An 18159-nucleotide genomic window follows, 5' to 3' on the forward strand; every position below is an offset into this window, starting at 1 on the left:
GGGCGGGAATCCGCGATTTTAAGGGTGCGGCCCGGCAGTAACCCGTCAGCCCTGCGGCAGGTCTGGCTTTGGCGCCTGCCGCGCGGTGGCGCCGCGCCACAGCACGCCCGCCAGCGCCAGTGCGCCAAAGCCCATTCCGGCCGCAAACGTGGCACGCGGGCCCAGCTGGTCCCACAGCAGCCCGGCCACGCCGCTGGCCAGCAGCAGCGCCACCCCGCTGACCAGGTTGAACATGCCAAAAGCCGTGCCGCGCAGGTCCGCGGGGGCGTGGTGCGCCACCATGGCGGCCAGCAGGCCCTGCGTCATGGCCATGTGCAGGCCCCACAGCGCCACGCCAGCCCAGGCCGCCGGGCCGTGGCCCCGCCAGGCCAGCAGGGCATCAGCGGCGATCAGCACCACCAGCCCGGCGGCCAGCAGCCGGTGGTGGCTGACCCGGTCGGACAGCTTGCCCAGCGGGTAGGCGCCCGCCGCAAACACCACGTTCATCACGATGAGCACCAGCGGCGTCCAGGCCAGGCCCAGCCCGTCCTGCTGCAGGCGCAGCACCAGAAACGCCTCGCTGAAACGTGCCAGGGTGAAGATGGCGCCCAGCGCCACCACCCACCAGTAGCCACCGCCCAGCCGGCGCAGGTTCTCGCGGCGGATGGGGTTGGTGCGCACGGCGCCGGGGGCGCGCTCGGGTTCGCGCACGCCCACCACCAGCAGCACCACGCATAGCACGGCGGGTATCACGGCCACCCAGAACACCGCGCGGAAGTCGTTGGCCCACAGCAACATCAGCGCAATGGCCAGCACCGGGCCGAGGAACGCGCCCACGGTATCGAGCGACTGCCGCAGCCCGAAGGCCGCACCGCGCTGCTCGGGCGGCGCGATGTCGGCCACCAGGGCATCGCGCGGCGCCCCGCGGATGCCCTTGCCCACGCGATCCATGAGCCGGGCGGTGACCAGCCAGCCGGTGGTGGTGGCGAGCGCAAACAGGGGTTTGGACAGCGCGCCCAGCCCGTAGCCCAGCACGGCCAGCGGTTTGCGCCTGCCCCACCAGTCGCTGAGCGCGCCCGAGAAGACCTTGACGATGAGGGCCGTGGCCTCGGCCGCGCCTTCAATCAGGCCTACGGTGACCATGCTCACCCCCAGCGTGGCCACCATGAACACGGGCAGCAGGCTGTGGATCATCTCGGACGAGACATCCATCAGCAGGCTCACGAAGCCCAGGGCCCAGATGGCGCCGGGCAGGCGCCGGGAGGCGGGATCGGCAGGGGTCATGGCGGGTCTTGGGCGGAGTGGGGTGGTGCGGCGGCGGGCCGGCAGCCCGGGCGCTGGCGGCAGACTAAAATCCGTAGCATTGTCGCCGCACCCCGGGCGCCCTCGGGCCGCATTGAGCCCGGAGCCAGTGCGTCGCTGGCGCCCGTTGCTACTGCGGCAGGCGCCCCCGGACACCTTCTTTTCCCCTTGCGATCCTGATCCCGAACCTGCCCATGCCCGCCGCTTTCGCATCCACCGTGCCGGAGGGCTTCATGCCCGCCGCCTGCCGCGCATGAAGCAGCTGGCGCTGGACATCGGCCTGGCCTCGGGCCCCACGCTGGCCCGGTTCTTTGCCGGCCCCAACGAGGCCGCCCTGCAGCACCTGCGCCTGGCCGCTGGCGATGGCAGCAGCGTCGCCACGCGTTCGCCGGTGCCCACCTACCTGTGGGGCGAGCCCGGCAGTGGCAAGACGCACCTGCTGCAGGCCGTGCGCCACGCGCTGCGCGAACAGGGCAATGGCGTGGGCTGGCTCGACCCCTCTGTGGCCGAGCCACCCGAGTTCGACGAGAACTGGGCCGCCGTGGTGATGGACGACGTGCATCTGTACAGCACCGCCCTGCAGGCCACGGCCTTCAACTGGTTTGTGAACGCCATCAGCCCGGCCAGCGGCAGCCAGCGCTGGGTGCTGGCCGCCGGCAACCTGCCCCCGGCCGACCTGCCGCTGCGCGACGACCTGCGCAGCCGCCTGGGCTGGGGCCATGTGTTCCAGCTGCAGCTGCTGGGCGAGGCCGAGCGCCGCGCCGTGCTGCGCCAGGAGGCCGACGCCCGCGGCGTGTTCCTGGGCGACGACGTCATGGACTACATGCTCAACCGCTTCTCGCGCGACCTGGGCAGCCTGATGCAGCTGCTGGACCAGCTGGATGCCTTTGCGCTGCGCACCCAGCGCGCCATCACGATTCCGCTGCTGAAAACCATGCTCGAGTCGGAATGATGCTGCGCGCCCCTTATTGCCCTTTGTGAATCCGAATGACTTCTGAACCCCGTCGTCTGCGGCTTGCGCTGTTTGACCTGGACCATACGCTGCTGCCGCTCGACTCCGACTATGAGTGGGGCGAGTTCACCATCCGCATCGGCTGGAACGACCCCGTGGAGTTCGCGCGCCGCAACGACGAGTTCTATGCCCACTACCAGGCCGGTACGCTGGATGTGCACGACTACGTGCGCTTTGCCACCGAGGCCGTGCGCCTGCGCGGGCCCGAGGCTGCAGCGGCCGCCCACCAGCAGTTCATGCGCGAAGTGATCACCCCGGCCATCAAGCCCCAGGCGCTCGACCTGATCCGCCAGCACCAGGCAGCGGGCGACGAGGTGCTGATCGTAACGGCCACCAACGAGTTCGTGACCACGCCCATCGCCCAGGCGCTGGGCGTGCCGCAGCTTCTGGCCGTGCAGCTGGTGCGCGATGCCAGCGGCTGGTACACCGGCGAGATCGACGGCATCCCCACCATGCGCGAAGGCAAGGTGCGCCGCATGGAACAATGGCTGGCAGCGCGGCAGCTGGCCTGGGGCGATGTGGAAAGCACTTTCTACAGCGACTCCATGAACGACGTGCCCCTGCTGGAAAAGGTGAACCACCCCGTGGCCACCAACCCCGACCCGCGCCTGCGCACCCTGGCCCAGGAGCGCGGCTGGCGCATACTGGACCTGTTTGCAGCCCCAGCCAGCCCGGCAACGGCCTGACCACTGCGCGCGCGCAGACCCCCTGACACCTCCCCTACCCATGATCAAGAAGTTCCTAGACAAGCTGATGGGCAAATCCACGCCCGGCACCTCGGGCGGCAAGCCCCATTTCGGCAAGCGCGAAGAGGTGCCCGTCACCGTCCACGGCATCAACCCCGAGCTGGTGGACCGCCGTGCCGCCGAGGTGGTGGCCACGCTCAAGCAGGCAGGGTATGAGGCCTACATCGTGGGCGGCGCTGTGCGCGACCTGCTGCTGGGCCTGCGCCCCAAGGATTTCGACGTGGCCACCAACGCCACGCCCGAGCAGGTCAAGGGGCTGTTCCGCCGCGCCTTCATCATCGGCAAGCGCTTTCGCATCGTGCACGTGGTGCACGGCCGGGGCCGCGAGCATGAAGTCATCGAGGTCTCGACCTTCCGCGCGTATCTTGATAACACCACGGCCGGCCAGGTCACCGGCAACGAAAAGACCAGCAAGGCCCAACTGTCGGGCATGCAGCATGCGGTGGACGCCAGCGGCCGCGTGCTGCGCGACAACGTGTGGGGCCCGCAGGACGAAGACGCCACGCGCCGCGACTTCACCGTGAACGCCATGTACTACGACCCGGTCAGCCAGATCGTGGTGGACTACCACAAGGGCATCCAGGACGCCAAGAAGAAGACGCTGCGCATGATTGGCGACCCCGCCACGCGCTACCGCGAAGACCCGGTGCGCATCATCCGCGCCGTGCGCTTTGCCGCCAAGCTCAGCGGGCTGGGCTTCACCATCGACAGCAAGACGGCCGCACCGCTGGTGCAGTCGCAGGCCCTGCTGGCCGATGTGCCGCAAAGCCGCATGTTTGACGAAATGCTCAAGCTGCTGCAGACCGGCCACTCGCTGGCCAGCATCGAGCAGCTGCGCAAGCTGGGCATGGCCCGGGGCATCTACCCGCTGCTGGACGTGGCCGTGGAGCGCGCCGATACGCCGTTTGTGAAAGCCGCGCTCATCGACACCGACCGCCGCGTGAATGAAGGCAAGCCCGTGGCCCCCAGCTTCTTGCTGGCCTGCGTGCTGTGGGAAGACGTGCGAAATGGCTGGGAGCTGCGCCTGAACCAGCGCCAGCACCCGCTGCCCGCGCTGCAGGACGCCATCGACGAAGTGTTCGACAAGCGCATTGGCGATGTGTCGGGCCGCGGCAAACTGGCTGCCGACATGCGCGAGATCTGGGTCATGCAGCCACGCTTTGAAAAGCGCGTGGGCAGCACGCCGTTCGGCATGGTCATGCAGCCGCGTTTCCGCGCAGGTTTTGACTTCATGCGCCTGCGTGCCGATGTGGGCGAGGTCGAGGAAGCGCTGGCCGAGTGGTGGCAGGACTTCCAGACCGCCGACGACGAGCGCCGCGAAGACCTGATGGACCAGGCCCGCGAAGAACAGAAGGCCCGCCAGAAGGCGCAGCCGGTGGTCAAGCGCGTGCCGCGCAGTGCAGCGCCCGCGCCCGCCCGCGCGCCCGACGGGCAAGACTCTGCACCCCGCAGTGCAGGCCCCGCCGGCGAGGGTGATGGCGAGGGCGAACTGGCCAGCCAGGGCGATGCGCCCAAGAAGCGCCGCCGTCGTCGCCGCAAGCCCGGCGGTGGTGAGTCTGCGGGCGGCGACAACGCCCCGGCCTCTGCAGCGGCCGGTGACTGACACGCCCACGCCTGGCGCGGTGCTGCCATCGGGTGCCGTACCTGCATCGCAACCGGTGCAGGTCTATGTGGGGATGGGGGCCAACCTGGGCGACCGCCAGGGTGCCCTGCGCGCCGCATTGGCCGCCATGGACCGTCTGCCCGGAACACGCGTCCAGCGCGTGTCTGCCTTGTACGCCAGCGCCCCCGTGGATGCGGGCGGGCCCGATTACCTCAACGCCGTGGCCGAGCTCGCCACCACCTTGCCCCCGCTGCCCCTGCTGCAGGCCCTGCAGGCGCTGGAGCTGGATGCAGGCCGCGAGCGCCCCTACCGCAACGCACCGCGCACGCTCGACCTGGACATCCTGTGGTTCGGGGATGAAAGCATCGGCACGCCCGAGCTGACCGTGCCCCATCCACGCATCATGGAGCGCGCCTTCGTGCTGCGCCCGCTGTCCGACCTGGCGCCGCACCGGGTGACCGCCGCAGCCCTGGAAGCCGTGGCATTGCAGGCGATCCGCATGCTGGAAGGCTCTGGATGGGCCGATCGGCAGAGCGGATTGGATGCTCCTGAAAAGTGAGCATTCGGTGCAGATAAATTAAGGGCTTCAGACCAAAAAGACCTGAAAACGACTGACAGGCAACCTGCTGCGGGCAGAAGCGCTCCGCCGCTCATACGGCCAGGCGGCGTCCGCTATTGCCCTTCCAACACACCCGAACAGACCGCGCCAGGGGCGGCGCAACGCCATGGGCGCAACGGGCTTGCGAAGCCCGCCAGTGCGGCGCCTGACCGTCAGTCCACCTTGGCGCCCGACGCTTTCACCACCTGCTGGTACTTGGCGCGCTCGCTGGCCATGAAGGCGTCAAACTGCTGGGGCGTGGTGGGCACGGGTTCGGCCAGCAATGCGCCAAAGCGGGTCTTCGTCTCGGGCGCATTCAGCGCCGCCACAAAAGCCTTGTTGAGCCTGTCGATGACGGGCCGTGGCGTGCCAGCTGGGGCCACCAGGCCCCACCAGGTGTCAATGGAGAAGCCGCTGAACGTGGCCGACAGCGATGGCACGCCGGGCAGCGAGGGCGAGGCCTCCAGCGAGGTCACGGCCAGCGCCTTGAGCTTGCCCGAGCGGATGTTGGGCGCAGCGGCTGCCAGGTTGTCGATGTTGAAATCCACCTCGCCCGCCAGCAGCGCCAGCTGCGCGGGGTTGGCGCCGCGGTAGGGGATGTGCAGCGCAAAGATGCCAGCCCTTTGCTTGAACATCTCGCCTGCCAGGTGCCCCGCACTGCCGTTGCCGCCGCTGCCGTAGTTCAGCTTGGCCGGGTTGGCCCGGGCGTAGGCGATCAGGTCGGCCACGGTGTTGATCTTCAGTTGCTCGGCACGCGCGGCATTGATGACCAGCACATTGGGCACCCGCACCATCTGCGTGATGCCGGCGAAGTCCTTGCCGGCGTCGTAGGGCATTTTTGAATACAGCCAAGGGTTGACCGCATGCGTGGCGGTGGCCGCGATGCCGATGGTCAGGCCGTCGGGCGCGGCCTTGGCGATGGCGTCTGCGCCGATGTTGCCGCCTGCACCGGCCTTGTTGTCGATGACCACGGTACCCAGTGATTCGCGCACGCGCTCGGCCAGCGCCCGTGCGGTCACGTCGATCGGGCCGCCGGCGGCATAGGGCACCACCAGCTTGATGGGCTGGCCGGCGTTGTCTTGCGCCAGCGCCAGCGGCGCCGCAAAGGATGAGAAAAGGGCCGCGGCAACCGCGGTGCTGGTAAGGAGGAGGTGTCTGCGCGTCATGCCGCCATTGTGCAAAGGTGCCGCCCTGCTGTCGTCGGGCATAACCCGTGGCGTGCACGGGGCCATCCGGGCCGTAGCGCCCAGACTCATTGCGCGGGCCAGCTTTCCCGGGCCAGCCCTATGGGACCCTCTGCACGAATCACCGCGCCGTGTGCATCTGCGGTCTCGGGTGGTCTGCGTCGTTGCAAATACTCGCAATAGCTACGGCTATTGCTGCGTTTTGCGCCTAGCGGCCCATCCCGATCCGCAGCGCTCACTTACCGCGTGATTCGTGCAGAGGCTCCCAGATCTTCCACCAGCATCCCCAGCTCGTGCGAGGAGCGGATGTCCAGCTTGAGGAAGATGGCTGAGCGGTGGGTGTCCACCGTGCGCGGGTCGATCGGGCGCCCGGGGTCGCGCAGGCCGAGGGTGCGGGCCACCTCCTTGCTGCTCTGGCCGGTGGCCAGCAGCCGGGCCACTTCCTGTTGCCGCGGGCTGAGCGCGCTCCAGCGCTCGCGCAGCTGCTGCTGCTGCCGGGCTCGCACGGCCTCAGCTTGCGAGAGTTCGGTGGCGCGGGACACGGCAGCCAGCAGGGTGTGCTCGTTGCAGGGCTTTTCCAGCCAGTCCACCGCCCCTTGCTTCACGGCGGCCACAGCGGACGAAAGCTCGCCATGCGCCGACAGGAAGACCACCTTGAGCGCAGAGCGCCGCTGCCGCATCTCCTCGAACACCTGCAGCCCGCTCATCCCGTCCATGCGCAAGTCCAGCAGGACGCAGCCCGGGTGCTGCAGGTCGGCCCGGTGCAGAAAATCGGTCCCGCTGGCAAACAGCTGTGCGCTGTGGCCCCCGGCCAGTAGCAGCGCCGCCAGCGAGTGGCGCACCCCGTCATCGTCATCCACGATGCAGACCTGGGTGGAAAGGGGATCAAGAGCAGCGGCTGGCGTCATTTTTCAGGGGCCTCGGGCAGGCGGATCACGAACACGGCACCGCCGCCTTCGCGGTTGGAGGCCTGCAGTTCGCCACCCATGCTCTCGACAATGGAGCGGCAGATGTTCAGGCCCAGGCCCAGGCCCTCGGCCCGGGTGGTGAAGAAGGGCTCGAACAGCCGGGCAGCGATTTCCGGTGGCAGGCCGGGGCCGCGGTCCAGCACTTCGAGCAGCGCGTGGCCCGCCTCGGCCCGGGTGCGTAGCAGCAGTTCGGGCGGTGACGGTTCCGGCTCCAGTCGGCCGTCGCCTGCGTTCGCGCCCTGCATGGCCTGCAATGCGTTGAGTCCGAGATTGAGTACCACTTGCTCGAGCAGCACACGGTCGGCGTTGACGCACACCCGCGTGGTGGCAAGGTCCAGCTGAACGCCAATGCCATGCCGGCGTGCCTCCGCGCGCAGCAGCAGCGCGAGAGACTGGTCCACCACCGTGTTGAGGTCGCAGGGCTCGCGGGACTGCGGCTGCTGGCGCACCCAGCGGCGGATGCGGCCCACGATGTCGGCGGCGCGCAGGGCCTGGTCCGACAGGGCGGCCAGGCTGTCGGTCAGCAGGTCGTTGCGGCCCTGGGCGGCCAGCGCGCGGGCCGCTGCCGCGTAGTTCACCAGCGCTGCAAGCGGCTGGTTCAGTTCATGGGCCAGGGTGGATGCCATTTCGCCCACGGTGATTACGCGCTGCACGCGCTGCAGCTGGGCTTCGCGCTGCTGCTGCATCTCTTCGGCGCGCTTCTGAGCGGTGATGTCCACCACCGAGCTCATCCAGCCGATGTGCTGGCCGCTGCCGTCGACGAGGCGCGTGGTGTAGAACATGGTGTACACGTCTGCGCCGTTGCGATGCCGCAGCCGGTTCTCCCGCCCCTGCGGAAATGCGTTGCCGGCCAGCACGGTGTCGCTGTCGTTCCAGTGACGGTCCAGCTCGTCGGGGTGCCAGTAGGGGTAGGGCGGCATTTGCCCGATCAGCTCCTCGGCCTGGTAGCCGACCATCTCGCACATCGCTGCGTTCACGTAGACGATGCGGCCTTCCAGGTCGCGGGCACGCATGCCCACCAGCAAGGCATCTTCCATGGACTGGCGAAACGCCTGCGCCTGCTGCAGGGCATGGGTGCGCTCCTGCACGCGCTGCTCCAGGTCGATGCGTGCGCGCTGGTTTTCCTGCAGGTGCCGCTCGCGCAGACGCCAGTACAGCGCCGCCAGTACCAGGAGGCCTGAGGCCAGGCTGGCCAGCGCCCAGGCCTGCTGGCGTGCCAGGGCCACGGCCCGGCTGTCGGCGGTGAGCGTCAGCGTCCAGCCCAGGTCGGGCAGGGCCTCGTTCAGCGCCAGGTAGCGGTTGCCGCCCTCGGGGAGCGCCAGTTCCATGCCCCGCTCGTCCCCTTGCTGGCGCAGGGTCCAGGGCACTGCCACCGGGGTCCAGTCGCTGCCGTACTGTTCTGCGTTGCGCACGCGCTGCACGTCTGCGGCTGCCAGGGGCCGCGTGGTCTTGTAGAGCCACGGGGACACCGACCCCAGGAATACGATGCCCTGCGCATCGGTGACGAACACCGGGTCGCGCAACTGTGCCCAGGTGGCCACGATGGGCTGCATGTCGATCTTCACGGCCACCACGCCGATGACGCGGTCGCCTTCGCGCACGGGGGCCGAGGCAAACAGCCCGGGCTCGCCGGTGGTCTTGCCCACGCCATAAAAGCGCCCTGCCAGCCCTGCCAGCGCATCGCTGAAATACGGCCGGTTGCTGTAGTTCTGGTGCACAAAGCTGCGCGGCGACTGCCAGTTGCTGGACGCCACTGTGCGCCCGCTGGTGTCCATCACGTACAGCACGTCGGAGCCCGCGTGGGCGTTGACAGTTTCGAGGTACACATTGGCTGCCGCGCGGTCGCGCTCGGAATCCGGCGTCTTGAGCAGCGCCGTCACCAGCGGCTGCTGCGCGGCCGTAAAGGGCAGAAAGCTGTAACGCGTGGCCACACCGCGCAAGGCCAGCGTCTGCACTTCACTGGACCGGCGCAGGTTGTCCCACTGGTTGTCAAGCTCGGCTTGTGCTGCCCATTCGCCCGCGCCCCAGACGAGGAGGCCCGACAGGGCGAGCATCGTGGCAGCAGTGCCCGCAACGGCCCAGCCGCGGCGCTGTACGGTGACTTGCTCGGCTGGATTCACTGCGGGATGCCGCTCCTGCGGCACGTCAGGCTGCTACACCGCTCCGGCGCGGGGCCGTGAACCACACAGTGCAGGCTGCGCATGGCACATCCGGGGCGGTGCAGTCCAGCGGGCAGTCAGCCGCCGTGCTTGTCGGCTTCGGAGGTGAACGAGTCCGCAAAGAACTCGTCGGGCGGCAGGCCGCGGTGCGCGCTGTAGGCGTCACGGGCGCTCTCGACCACGATGGGCGCACCGCAGGCATACACCTGGTGGCCGGAGAGATCTGCAAAGTCATCGAGCACAGCCTGATGTACGAAGCCCGTGCGGCCTTTCCAGACGTCTTCGGGGAGTGCATCCGACACCACAGGAATGTAGCGAAGGTGGGGCATGTCGGCCGTGCGGGCCAGCATCCATTCGTGCATGTACAGGTCGCCCGGGCGGCGCCCGCCCCAGTACAGCACCGTAGGGCGCGTGATGGCCTTGAACTGCATGTGCTCGATGAGCGCCTTGATGGGGGCAAAGCCGGTGCCTGACGCCAGCAGCACGATGGGCTTGGTCGACTCCTCGCGCAGGAAGAAGCTGCCGAACGGGCCTTCGACCCGAAGGATTTCCTTTTCTTTCATCGCGCCGAACACGTGGTCGGTTAACCGGCCGCCGGGCATGTGGCGGATGTGCAGCTCCACACCGGGCACATCGCTTTGCGTGTGCGGTGCGTTAGCCATGGAGTAAGCGCGGCGCGCGCCATCGCGCAGGATGAACTCGATGTACTGCCCGGCGTGGTAGCGGAACGTGTCTGCCGCCGGCAGTTGCAAGCGCAACTGCATCACGTCGTGCGACTTTTTCTCCAGGCTGGACACGCGCACGGGCATCTTCTTGATGGGGAAGGCGCTCTCGTCGGTGACCTGGCGTGATTCGAGCACCACATCAGTCAGTGGCTGCGCGCAGCAGGTCAGCACAAATCCGGCCTCTTCCTCGTCGGCCGTGAGCGCCTTGGACTGGTGTTCGCCGTGGTGCACGGCGCCGCTGAGCTTCTTGCACTTGCACGAGCCGCACGCCCCGTCCTTGCAACCGTAGGGCAGGCCCACCCCGCTGCGGATGGCGCTGGCCAGGATGGTTTCGCCCGCCTGGGTGCTGAATGCGCGCCCGCTGGGCTGCACGGTGATCTGGAACGATGCCGCGCCGGAGCCGGCAGCCGCGTCTGGGCTGGTCATGTTGTGGGTATCCTCGGAACGTATATCTTTTTCATCCGCCACGGGCGCCAGCGCGGCTGCATGTGCAGCCCTGCAACAGGTGGCCCGGGTGTCAAGCAAACGGGACCGATTTTGCCTTCAAACCAAAGCCCTCTTGGCGCGCTGCCGGCGCGCTTTCGGCGCGAACGCCTGTTGATTGTGGGATGTGGTGACGTAGGTCAGCGCGTGGCACGCGACCTGAATGCCCGGCCGGGCGCTGGTCGACTGCAGGTGATGGCCCTCACGTCCAGCCCGGACCGCAGGGCCAGCTTGCGTGCCTTGGGAGTTCGCCCCCTGGTGGGCAATCTGGACGTGGAGAAGTCGCTCAGGCGCCTGGCGGGCATCGCCACCCGGGTCATGCACCTGGCGCCGCCCCCGGGCGAAGGCGCAGGTGGCGATGCCTGGTGGCGCGATCCGCGCACCGTGGCGCTGGCCAGGGTTCTGCGTCTGCGCAGCAAGCCGGTGTCGCTCGTTTATGCCTCCACCAGCGGTGTGTACGGTGACTGCCAGGGCGACCTGGTGGCTGAGACACGGGCTGTGGCCCCCGCCACCCCGCGTGCCCAGCGGCGCGTGAACGCAGAGCGAGCGGTGCGCCACCTGGGGCGCACGGGCGTGCGGGCGAGCGTGCTGCGCATTCCCGGCATCTACGCACCCGACCGCGAAGGCGGCACCCCCGAGGCCCGCCTGCGGCGGGGCACGCCCGTGCTGGTGAGCGAAGACGACGTCTACACCAACCACATCCATGCGGACGATCTGGCCCGGGCCTGCATGGCTGCGCTGTGGCGCGGGCGCCCGCAACGCATCTACAACGCCAGCGATTCCACCCACATGAAGATGGGCGACTACTTCGACCTGGCGGCTGATCTGTACGCGCTGCCACGCCCGCCACGCGTGCCGCGCAGTGCAGCGAGGGAGCAGCTGTCGCTGATGCTGCTGAGCTTCATGAGCGAGTCGCGCCGGCTGGATAACCGGCGCATGCTGGAGGAACTGGGCGTGCGGCTGCGTTATCCCGACGTGGCGGCGGGGCTGCGTTCCGGTCTTTGAGTCGCTTGATTGCCGTGCCTGGCTGGCAGTGTCGTGATCTTGTAAGGGGTCGACGGGGGCCAGCCCAGGCGCCGCACGGATAACCAGTTTTCATCGCGCGCTGACGGGCCGCGTTGGCGGGATGTTCAGCGCGGGTGGCTGTTGCCCTGGCTGTCGTAGCAACGGAAGACGTTGCACTGGGTGAACTTGGGCGGGTTCGGCTGCACCACCACCGGTGGGGGCACAGGGCGCGGATACCGTGGCGGCACCACGATGGTGGTGGGCGGCACCACCACCGGCCGCATCGCTCGGGTCTTTTCCAGCTCGGCATACGCGGCAGGCCCCAGGCAATCCAGGTCCACCTGCCGCTGGGCGGCCTCAACGCGCTGGTTCTGCTCGTACGTGCCGGAGTCGCCGGCGCTGATCGTTGTGTCGAGATTGCGCCGGGAGCGTGCGCATTCTGGCGACCGCGCGTAGTCGGGACGTTGCTGGGCTGCGGGGGAAGGTGCCGGCGCATTGCGTTCCGCCTGAGCCTGCGCCGCGGCTTCTGCCTGCAGCCTTTGCTGCTTGCGCTCCAGCGCTTGCGCTGCCTCGGCCCGCTCCCGCTGGATGTCGGCGGCGCTCTTGCGGGCTTCCACCTCGCGCGCAGCCGCACCGCTTTGGCATGCGCCGTCGGTATAGGTCACCTTGCCGGTGGCCGGGTCGGTACAGCGTACCACCTGGGCTTGCCCCTCCGTGGCCGCCAGCACAAGGCCCGCTACGGCCACGGCAACGCTAAAGAGTTTATGCATGGCGTGGGTTTCCCGGTGGCTGGTGGACGGCCTCTGCCTGATATCGGTCAGGGCTTGTCGGGGTTGTTGGTCTGCTGCCGGCTGCGCCAGTCCTGCGGGTGGGGTGCATAGCTGCCGGGCGCCATCTGTCCGGGGCGCTGGTAATCGGGGCGGCGGGATTCGGCAGCGCGGCGGTCACGCTCGGCCTGCTCGCGTGCACGGCGGTCAGCTTCGCGGGCCAGTTGCTCGCGGCGTTCGCGGTCGCGTTCGCGCGCCTCGCGGTCCCGGTCGCGCTCGCGTTCACGCCAGTGGCGATCCCGGTCGCGATCATTGTCCCAGCGGTCTCGGCCGCCGTAGTACACCGGAGCTGGAGGTGTGCCGTAGGGGTACACGATGGGGGCGGGCGGTGCGCGGTACACAGTGCCGCCACCGTACACGTAGCCCGGCTGCTCGTACACCGTATAGCCCGGGGCCTGGTAGTACGGGTCCCCGGGGACCGTGGCGCAACCGGTAACGGCCGCGCCGAGTGCCACGAGGGAGACAAGGCGGAAGAGGAAGTGTTTCATGGTGGTCAGAACCCGGTTGGAGGGCGTGCGTTCCATCGCGATCGTAAAGCTGCCGAAAAGTGGCGCCACCTTCGTAACCGATGGCGGCATGACTGCACACGCCCTCTCAATGTAGCGTTTGAGAGGGGTTGCCGGTTGACCGGGCTTGCGATCACTGGGGTAGGACATTGACACAGCAGGGGGAGGCCCAAGTGCGGTGGATCCGTAACAGGCCATTTGCGAAAGCCTCACGGCGCCCGGAGGCGCGGGTATCTGGCGGACCGCCGCTCAGGTGCGTTGGATGCGGGGCGCACCCCCCCGATAGCACTGCTTGCCTCGAGTCCTTTGCGGTGCCTGCCCTCGGCAGCGAATCGCAGGGGGTCTGCACGTGAAAAGGGCAGGTGCCCTTTTCAGATGCATCCTGCCCCCTGTGCAATGCACTCCGGTCCGGCCCGGATGACCGCAGTAACCGCTTACTTGGGCAATACCCGGCGGATGGTTTCGGCCAGATCCTCGGCCACGAACTTGGCCACGTAGCCGTCTGCACCCACGCTCCGTACATGGTCTTCGTTGGCAGAGCCTGACAGCGACGAGTGGATGACCACCGGCAGGCCGTGAAAGCGCGCGTCCTGCTTGATGTTGCGGGTCAGGGTGAAGCCGTCCATCTCGGGCATTTCCAGGTCGGTCAGCACCATGGCCACGCGGTCGAGCACCGTTTTGCCTTCGGCTTCGGCGCTTTTGGCGATAGCGTTGAGGCGATCCCATGCCTCCTTGCCCGACTTGACCATTTCGTAGGGCGCTGCGAGTACCTTGAGTTCTCGCTCGATGAGCGAGCGGGCCACAAACGAGTCGTCTGCTGCCAGCACGATGGTGCCAGGCTTGAGCTTGAGCTTGGGGCCCACCTTCTCTTCGGTGACTTCATGGCCGTCCGATGGAGAGATCATCTGCAGGATGGCTTCGACGTCCAGCACCTGCGCCAGGCGCGATTCGTCGGTATTGCCGTCCAGGCGTGCGATGCTGGTCACCAGCTTGCCGGCAGCGCCGCTGGTTTCGGCCGACAGCACCTGCTTCCAGTCGAGCCGCACGATGTCTTCCACGGACTCCACCGCAAAGGCCTGGGTGGTGCGCGCGTACTCGGTCACCAGCATGATGTTCAGGCCGGTCTCGGGCTTGCAACCCACGATAGCCGGCAGGTCCAGCACCGGGATCACCTGGCCGCGCAGGTTGACCACCCCCAGAGAGTGCGCGGTGGTACCGGCAATCGGCGTGATGCTGGGCATGGCCACGATCTCGCGGATCTTGAACACGTTGATGCCGAACAGCTCCGACTTCCCCAGTGCTGCGTCCGTGCCCAGACGAAACAGCAACAGCTCGAACTTGTTCGTGCTGGTGAGGTTTGTCCGTTCGTCGATGTCCTGCTGCACTGCTTTCATGATGAGTCCTTCGCGCAAATTGAAAAATACGCTTCTTTACAAATTTTAGGATCAGAACGAACGGTGCGGTTCGGTAAATGTTCAGGCAATACCCGAATAGGGACAAAAAACGCCGTATTGCTGCGTTGTTACAAACATTCGAGGGTGCGCCGATCCCTGTCATCGCGCGGCAGGTCCTCACGCATCAAGCAGTGCTCCGCGAAAAGTCGGCAAAAACGCTAGCGGCTCGCGCCCGCACAGCCTGCTGCTAGGTAGTCTGCCACGCCTGCACGATACCCCTGCCGGGCGCTCGCCGGCCGGTGGTGGCGCAACGTTGGTGCGATCGCCTCAGGCGCTCGAGGGGCGGGCGACGCAAACCTGCCCTGGCACTCACCCCGTGAACCAGCGCATTGGCACCAGCACGATGGAGGGGAAGATCACCATCAGGAACATCACGATGACCTGCGCCAGCATGAACGGGATCACCCCGCGGGTCACCTCGTCCATGCGCATCTTGCCGACGCCAGCGACCACGTTCAGCACCGTGCCCACCGGCGGGGTAATCAGCCCGATGGCGTTGTTGATGATGAAGAGCACGCCGAAGTACACCGGGTCAATGCCAGCGGCCTTGACCAGCGGCATCAGCACGGGGGTCATGATGAGGATGGTGGGCGTCATGTCCATGGCCGTTCCCACGGCCATCACGAGCAGCATGATGGCAAACATCAGCAGCTTGGGGTGGTCCATGACGGGGCGCAGCAGCTGCACCAGCTGCCGGGGGATGTCGGCCACCGTGATCAGCCAGGCGCTCACCATCGCCGCAGCCACCAGGAACATGATCACGGCGGTGGTTTTTGCTGCGCTCACAAACACTGCGGTGAGCTGGCGCCAGTGCAGCTCGCGGTAGACCAGCGTGGCTACCAGCAGGGCATAGACGGCCGCCACCGCCGCCGCCTCGGTGGGGGTGAACACGCCCATCTTCAGGCCGACGATCACGATCACCGGCAGAAAAAGCGCCCAGGTCGATTCCTTGAGAGCTTGCAGCTTCTCGGCGGTGGTCGCCGGGGCAGGGGGCGTCACGTCTTCGCGCTGCGACACCAAGTACCAGGCGATGGCAATCGAGAGCCCCATGAGCAGGCCCGGCACGATGCCGGCCAGAAAAAGCTTGCTGATGGACACGTTGGCTGCCACGCCAAACACCACGAAACCGATGGAGGGTGGAATGACGGGGGCAATGATGCCTGCCGAAGCGATCAGCCCGCCCGCTCGCGCCCTGTCGTGCCCGGCCTTGACCATCATGGGCAGCAGAAGCGCGGCAAGGGCTGCGGTATCGGCCACGGCAGAGCCCGACAGCGCCGCCAGCATGCAGGCCGCAAGGATGGCCACAAACCCCAGGCCGCCTCGCTTGTGCCCGACGAGCGTGAGCGCCAGCTTGACGATGCGCTGCGACAGGCCGCCCACGTTCATGATCTCGCCGGCCAGCATGAAGAACGGCACGGCCAGCAACGGGAACGAGTCGGCCCCGTTGATGACGTTCTGCGCCAGGATCTGGGCGTCGAACAGGTCCAGGTGCCACATGAGTGCGGCGCCAGAGACCAGAAGCGCATAGGCAATGGGCACACCGATGGCCATGGCGGCCAGAAGGGACCCGAGAAAAACAAAGATGGTCATGGCGGTGCGTCTCCGGTGCGGCTATCGCGCGGGCTGCCCGGGGGCCGGGGGCAGATCGTGGGCAGCGGCAAGGTCCTCGGATTCGGTCACCTGTACCAGTTCGTCGTCGCGCATCTGCCCGGAAAGCAGGCGCCAAAGGTCGCGCAGCAGCATCAGCCCCGACGCGGCTGCAAAGACCGCTCCGGACGCGTAGAAGATCGCCATCGAAGCGCCGGTGACGGGGGCCTGCACGTCCCAGTTGATCTTTGCCTGCGTCGCGGCGCCGCTGAACAGCAGCCAGGTGCAAAACAGCATCAGCGCGTAACTCACGGCCAGGCAGATGCGCTGCCCCAGCGGGGGCAGGCGCGCCAGAAGGACGTCGGTGCCCAGGTGGCCGCGCTCCCGCACGGCGACGATGGCGCCCAGGAACGTGATCCACACAAACAGCCAGCGCGAGAGCTCCTCGCTCACGGAAATGCCCGAGTTGAAGACGTAGCGCAGCACGACGTTGCCGAACACCAGCAGCACCATCACGGCAAGTGCCAGAGCAATGAGCACCTTGATCCCGCGGCAGATCCGGTCCATCAGTGCGTCAAACATGTGGTGTCTCCATGGGTGGATGGGTGGCATGGGTGCAGGAAGGTGGGAGGTGCATGGTGCGGGTCCTTGCGATGGGCTTTGACGTGACGCTTTGATGCGGCGCTTTGGATTGGTGCTCTCGCGCGGTTCAGAGCGCTGTGCGCTCCAGCAGGCCGCGCTGCTGCAGGTTGCCGATCAGGGACCGCAGGCCGAACCGCCACGGTGGCGCCTTTTCGCTGTGGGTCACGCGGTTGTGCAGTGCACCCAGCCACGCGCTGCGGATCGTGACCAGGTCGCCCAGCTTGTGGGTGAAGCCACCTCCGGGCTGGTCCCGGTCTTCCACCGGTGCGAACAGCGTGCCCAGAAACAGCATGAAGCCATCCGGGTACTGATGGGCCGCGATGGTCTGAGCGACCAGATCGAGCGGATCGCGGCTGATGCTGGCCATGGTGTTGATCCCGCGCAGCTCGAAACCGTCGGTACCCGCCACCCGCAGGTGCACGGTCTCGCTGCGCACCTGCCCGATGCCGAAGCCGTCGTCGAAAAGCCGGATGAACGGACCGATGGCGCACGACGCGTTGTTGTCCTTGGCCTTGCCCAGCAGCAGAGCGCTGCGGCCTTCGATGTCGCGCAGGTTCACGTCGTTGCCCAGTGCAGCCCCCACGATCTGGCCGCGGCTGTTCACCGCCAGCACCACCTCGGGCTCGGGGTTGTTCCAGGCGGAATCGGAGCGTATGCCGATGTCTTCCCCGCAGCCCACCGCAGCGAGTACCGGCGCCTTGGTGAACACTTCTGCGTCGGGGCCGATTCCGACCTCCAGGTACTGCGACCAAAGGCCCTTTTCCTGCAGCAGCACCTTGAGCGCCATCGCCTGGGCCGAGCCGGGCCGGATGTCTGCAAGACTGCCCCCGATGAGTCCGACCACCTGGGCGCGCAGGCCCTGCGCACGGCTGGCGTCGCCGCGTGCCTGCTCCTCGATCACGCGCTCGATCATGCTGGCGGCAAACGTCACGCCTGCGGCCTTCACCACCTGCAGGTCGCACGGGGCCAGCAGCCAGGGGCGCGTGGTGTCGCGCGTGCCTGGCAGGCTGTTGGCCAGCAGATCGTCAACGCTGCACAGGTGTTGGCCCGAGGCTGCACGCACGGCTTCGCTGGGGCAGGGCGTGTCGAGCAACGTGCTCATGGTGGGGTAGTGCCCGCTGAGGTCGAACACGCCGGCGGGCCGCAGTACCACCACGGCCGGGCCGGGCACGGCGCCGGGCATCCAGACGCGGCCGACCAGAGTGCCTGCCAATCCGTCGTCCGGCAGCATGTGGTCGTGCAGGGCTGTGTCGGCCGTCGCAGCCGCTGTCGTGTCATTCATGGAGGTTCTTTCGATGGAACAAAGGTGTTTGAACGATGTCGGGCTGACCCTCGGGGTGCTGATGCGAACGCGACCCTGTGTCCTTCATGGACTCGGC

At 67.6% G+C, this 18159-nt stretch carries 16 protein-coding genes; 5 read left to right on the forward strand and 11 right to left on the reverse strand.

All coding sequences use genetic code 11. From position 1 onward, the window contains the following. Positions 1–45 precede the first annotated feature (45 nt). Positions 46–1263 carry an MFS transporter gene (locus tag ACTPOI_RS15945; RefSeq protein ID WP_440110518.1) on the reverse strand — a complete coding sequence of 406 codons (1218 nt, stop codon included), beginning with the start codon at positions 1261–1263 and terminating at the stop codon, positions 46–48. A 271-nt stretch (positions 1264–1534) separates the two neighbouring features. Here ACTPOI_RS15945 and hda point away from each other — a divergent pair, with 271 nt between their 5' ends. The 4 genes from hda (at position 1535) to folK (ending at position 5201) form a co-directional block, all read left to right on the forward strand. After that, a complete protein-coding gene (hda, locus tag ACTPOI_RS15950; protein ID WP_440110520.1) occupies positions 1535–2233 on the forward strand; it encodes a DnaA regulatory inactivator Hda in 699 nt (232 codons plus the stop codon). Positions 2234–2268: 35 nt separating this feature from the next. Beyond that, positions 2269–2979, forward strand: coding sequence for an HAD family hydrolase (locus ACTPOI_RS15955; protein ID WP_440110522.1), 711 nt, complete (start codon positions 2269–2271; stop codon positions 2977–2979). 40 nt (positions 2980–3019) lie between these two features. Continuing rightward, entirely contained in the window at positions 3020–4642 is a 1623-nt protein-coding gene (pcnB, locus tag ACTPOI_RS15960; RefSeq protein WP_440110524.1) for a polynucleotide adenylyltransferase PcnB, read from the forward strand. 73 nt (positions 4643–4715) lie between these two features. Beyond that, positions 4716–5201, forward strand: coding sequence for a 2-amino-4-hydroxy-6-hydroxymethyldihydropteridine diphosphokinase (gene folK / locus ACTPOI_RS15965; RefSeq protein WP_440112644.1), 486 nt, complete (start codon positions 4716–4718; stop codon positions 5199–5201). A gap of 212 nt (positions 5202–5413) precedes the next feature. On the opposite strand, the gene ACTPOI_RS15970 is transcribed toward folK, so the two are convergent. From ACTPOI_RS15970 to ACTPOI_RS15985, 4 genes are all read right to left on the reverse strand, one after another. Then, positions 5414–6406 carry a Bug family tripartite tricarboxylate transporter substrate binding protein gene (locus ACTPOI_RS15970; protein WP_440110526.1) on the reverse strand — a complete coding sequence of 331 codons (993 nt, stop codon included), beginning with the start codon at positions 6404–6406 and terminating at the stop codon, positions 5414–5416. Between the two features lie 257 nt (positions 6407–6663). Further along, positions 6664–7332: a response regulator transcription factor gene (locus ACTPOI_RS15975; protein ID WP_440110528.1), complete on the reverse strand. Its 669-nt coding sequence runs from the start codon at positions 7330–7332 to the stop codon at positions 6664–6666. Continuing rightward, on the reverse strand, positions 7329–9512 hold the full coding sequence (locus ACTPOI_RS15980; protein ID WP_440110530.1) for an ATP-binding protein: 2184 nt from the start codon (positions 9510–9512) through the stop codon (positions 7329–7331). Before ACTPOI_RS15980 ends, ACTPOI_RS15975 begins: the two co-directional genes overlap by 4 nt. A 116-nt stretch (positions 9513–9628) precedes the next feature. After that, positions 9629–10702 (reverse strand): CDP-6-deoxy-delta-3,4-glucoseen reductase, encoded by a 1074-nt coding sequence (locus tag ACTPOI_RS15985; RefSeq protein ID WP_440110532.1) that lies wholly within the window; start codon positions 10700–10702, stop codon positions 9629–9631. A gap of 111 nt (positions 10703–10813) precedes the next feature. Here ACTPOI_RS15985 and ACTPOI_RS15990 point away from each other — a divergent pair, with 111 nt between their 5' ends. Then, complete coding sequence (locus ACTPOI_RS15990; protein WP_440110534.1) at positions 10814–11764, forward strand: SDR family oxidoreductase; 951 nt, start codon at positions 10814–10816, stop codon at positions 11762–11764. Between the two features lie 125 nt (positions 11765–11889). On the opposite strand, the gene ACTPOI_RS15995 is transcribed toward ACTPOI_RS15990, so the two are convergent. The 6 genes from ACTPOI_RS15995 to ACTPOI_RS16020 all read right to left on the reverse strand — a co-directional run bounded on the left by ACTPOI_RS15995 (position 11890) and on the right by ACTPOI_RS16020 (position 18062). Then, positions 11890–12534, reverse strand: coding sequence for a DUF4124 domain-containing protein (locus tag ACTPOI_RS15995; protein ID WP_440110536.1), 645 nt, complete (start codon positions 12532–12534; stop codon positions 11890–11892). Between the two features lie 47 nt (positions 12535–12581). Further along, positions 12582–13079 carry a hypothetical protein gene (locus tag ACTPOI_RS16000; protein ID WP_440110538.1) on the reverse strand — a complete coding sequence of 166 codons (498 nt, stop codon included), beginning with the start codon at positions 13077–13079 and terminating at the stop codon, positions 12582–12584. Between the two features lie 452 nt (positions 13080–13531). Then, positions 13532–14491: a chemotaxis protein gene (locus ACTPOI_RS16005; RefSeq protein ID WP_440110540.1), complete on the reverse strand. Its 960-nt coding sequence runs from the start codon at positions 14489–14491 to the stop codon at positions 13532–13534. 369 nt (positions 14492–14860) lie between these two features. After that, positions 14861–16141 carry a TRAP transporter large permease subunit gene (locus ACTPOI_RS16010; RefSeq protein ID WP_440110542.1) on the reverse strand — a complete coding sequence of 427 codons (1281 nt, stop codon included), beginning with the start codon at positions 16139–16141 and terminating at the stop codon, positions 14861–14863. Positions 16142–16162: 21 nt separating this feature from the next. Beyond that, a complete protein-coding gene (locus tag ACTPOI_RS16015) occupies positions 16163–16720 on the reverse strand; it encodes a TRAP transporter small permease (protein ID WP_440110544.1) in 558 nt (185 codons plus the stop codon). A gap of 127 nt (positions 16721–16847) precedes the next feature. Further along, positions 16848–18062 carry a fumarylacetoacetate hydrolase family protein gene (locus tag ACTPOI_RS16020; RefSeq protein ID WP_440110546.1) on the reverse strand — a complete coding sequence of 405 codons (1215 nt, stop codon included), beginning with the start codon at positions 18060–18062 and terminating at the stop codon, positions 16848–16850. Between the last annotated feature and the right edge of the window lie 97 nt (positions 18063–18159).

The sequence above is a fragment of the Acidovorax sp. BL-A-41-H1 genome (assembly GCF_051942715.1).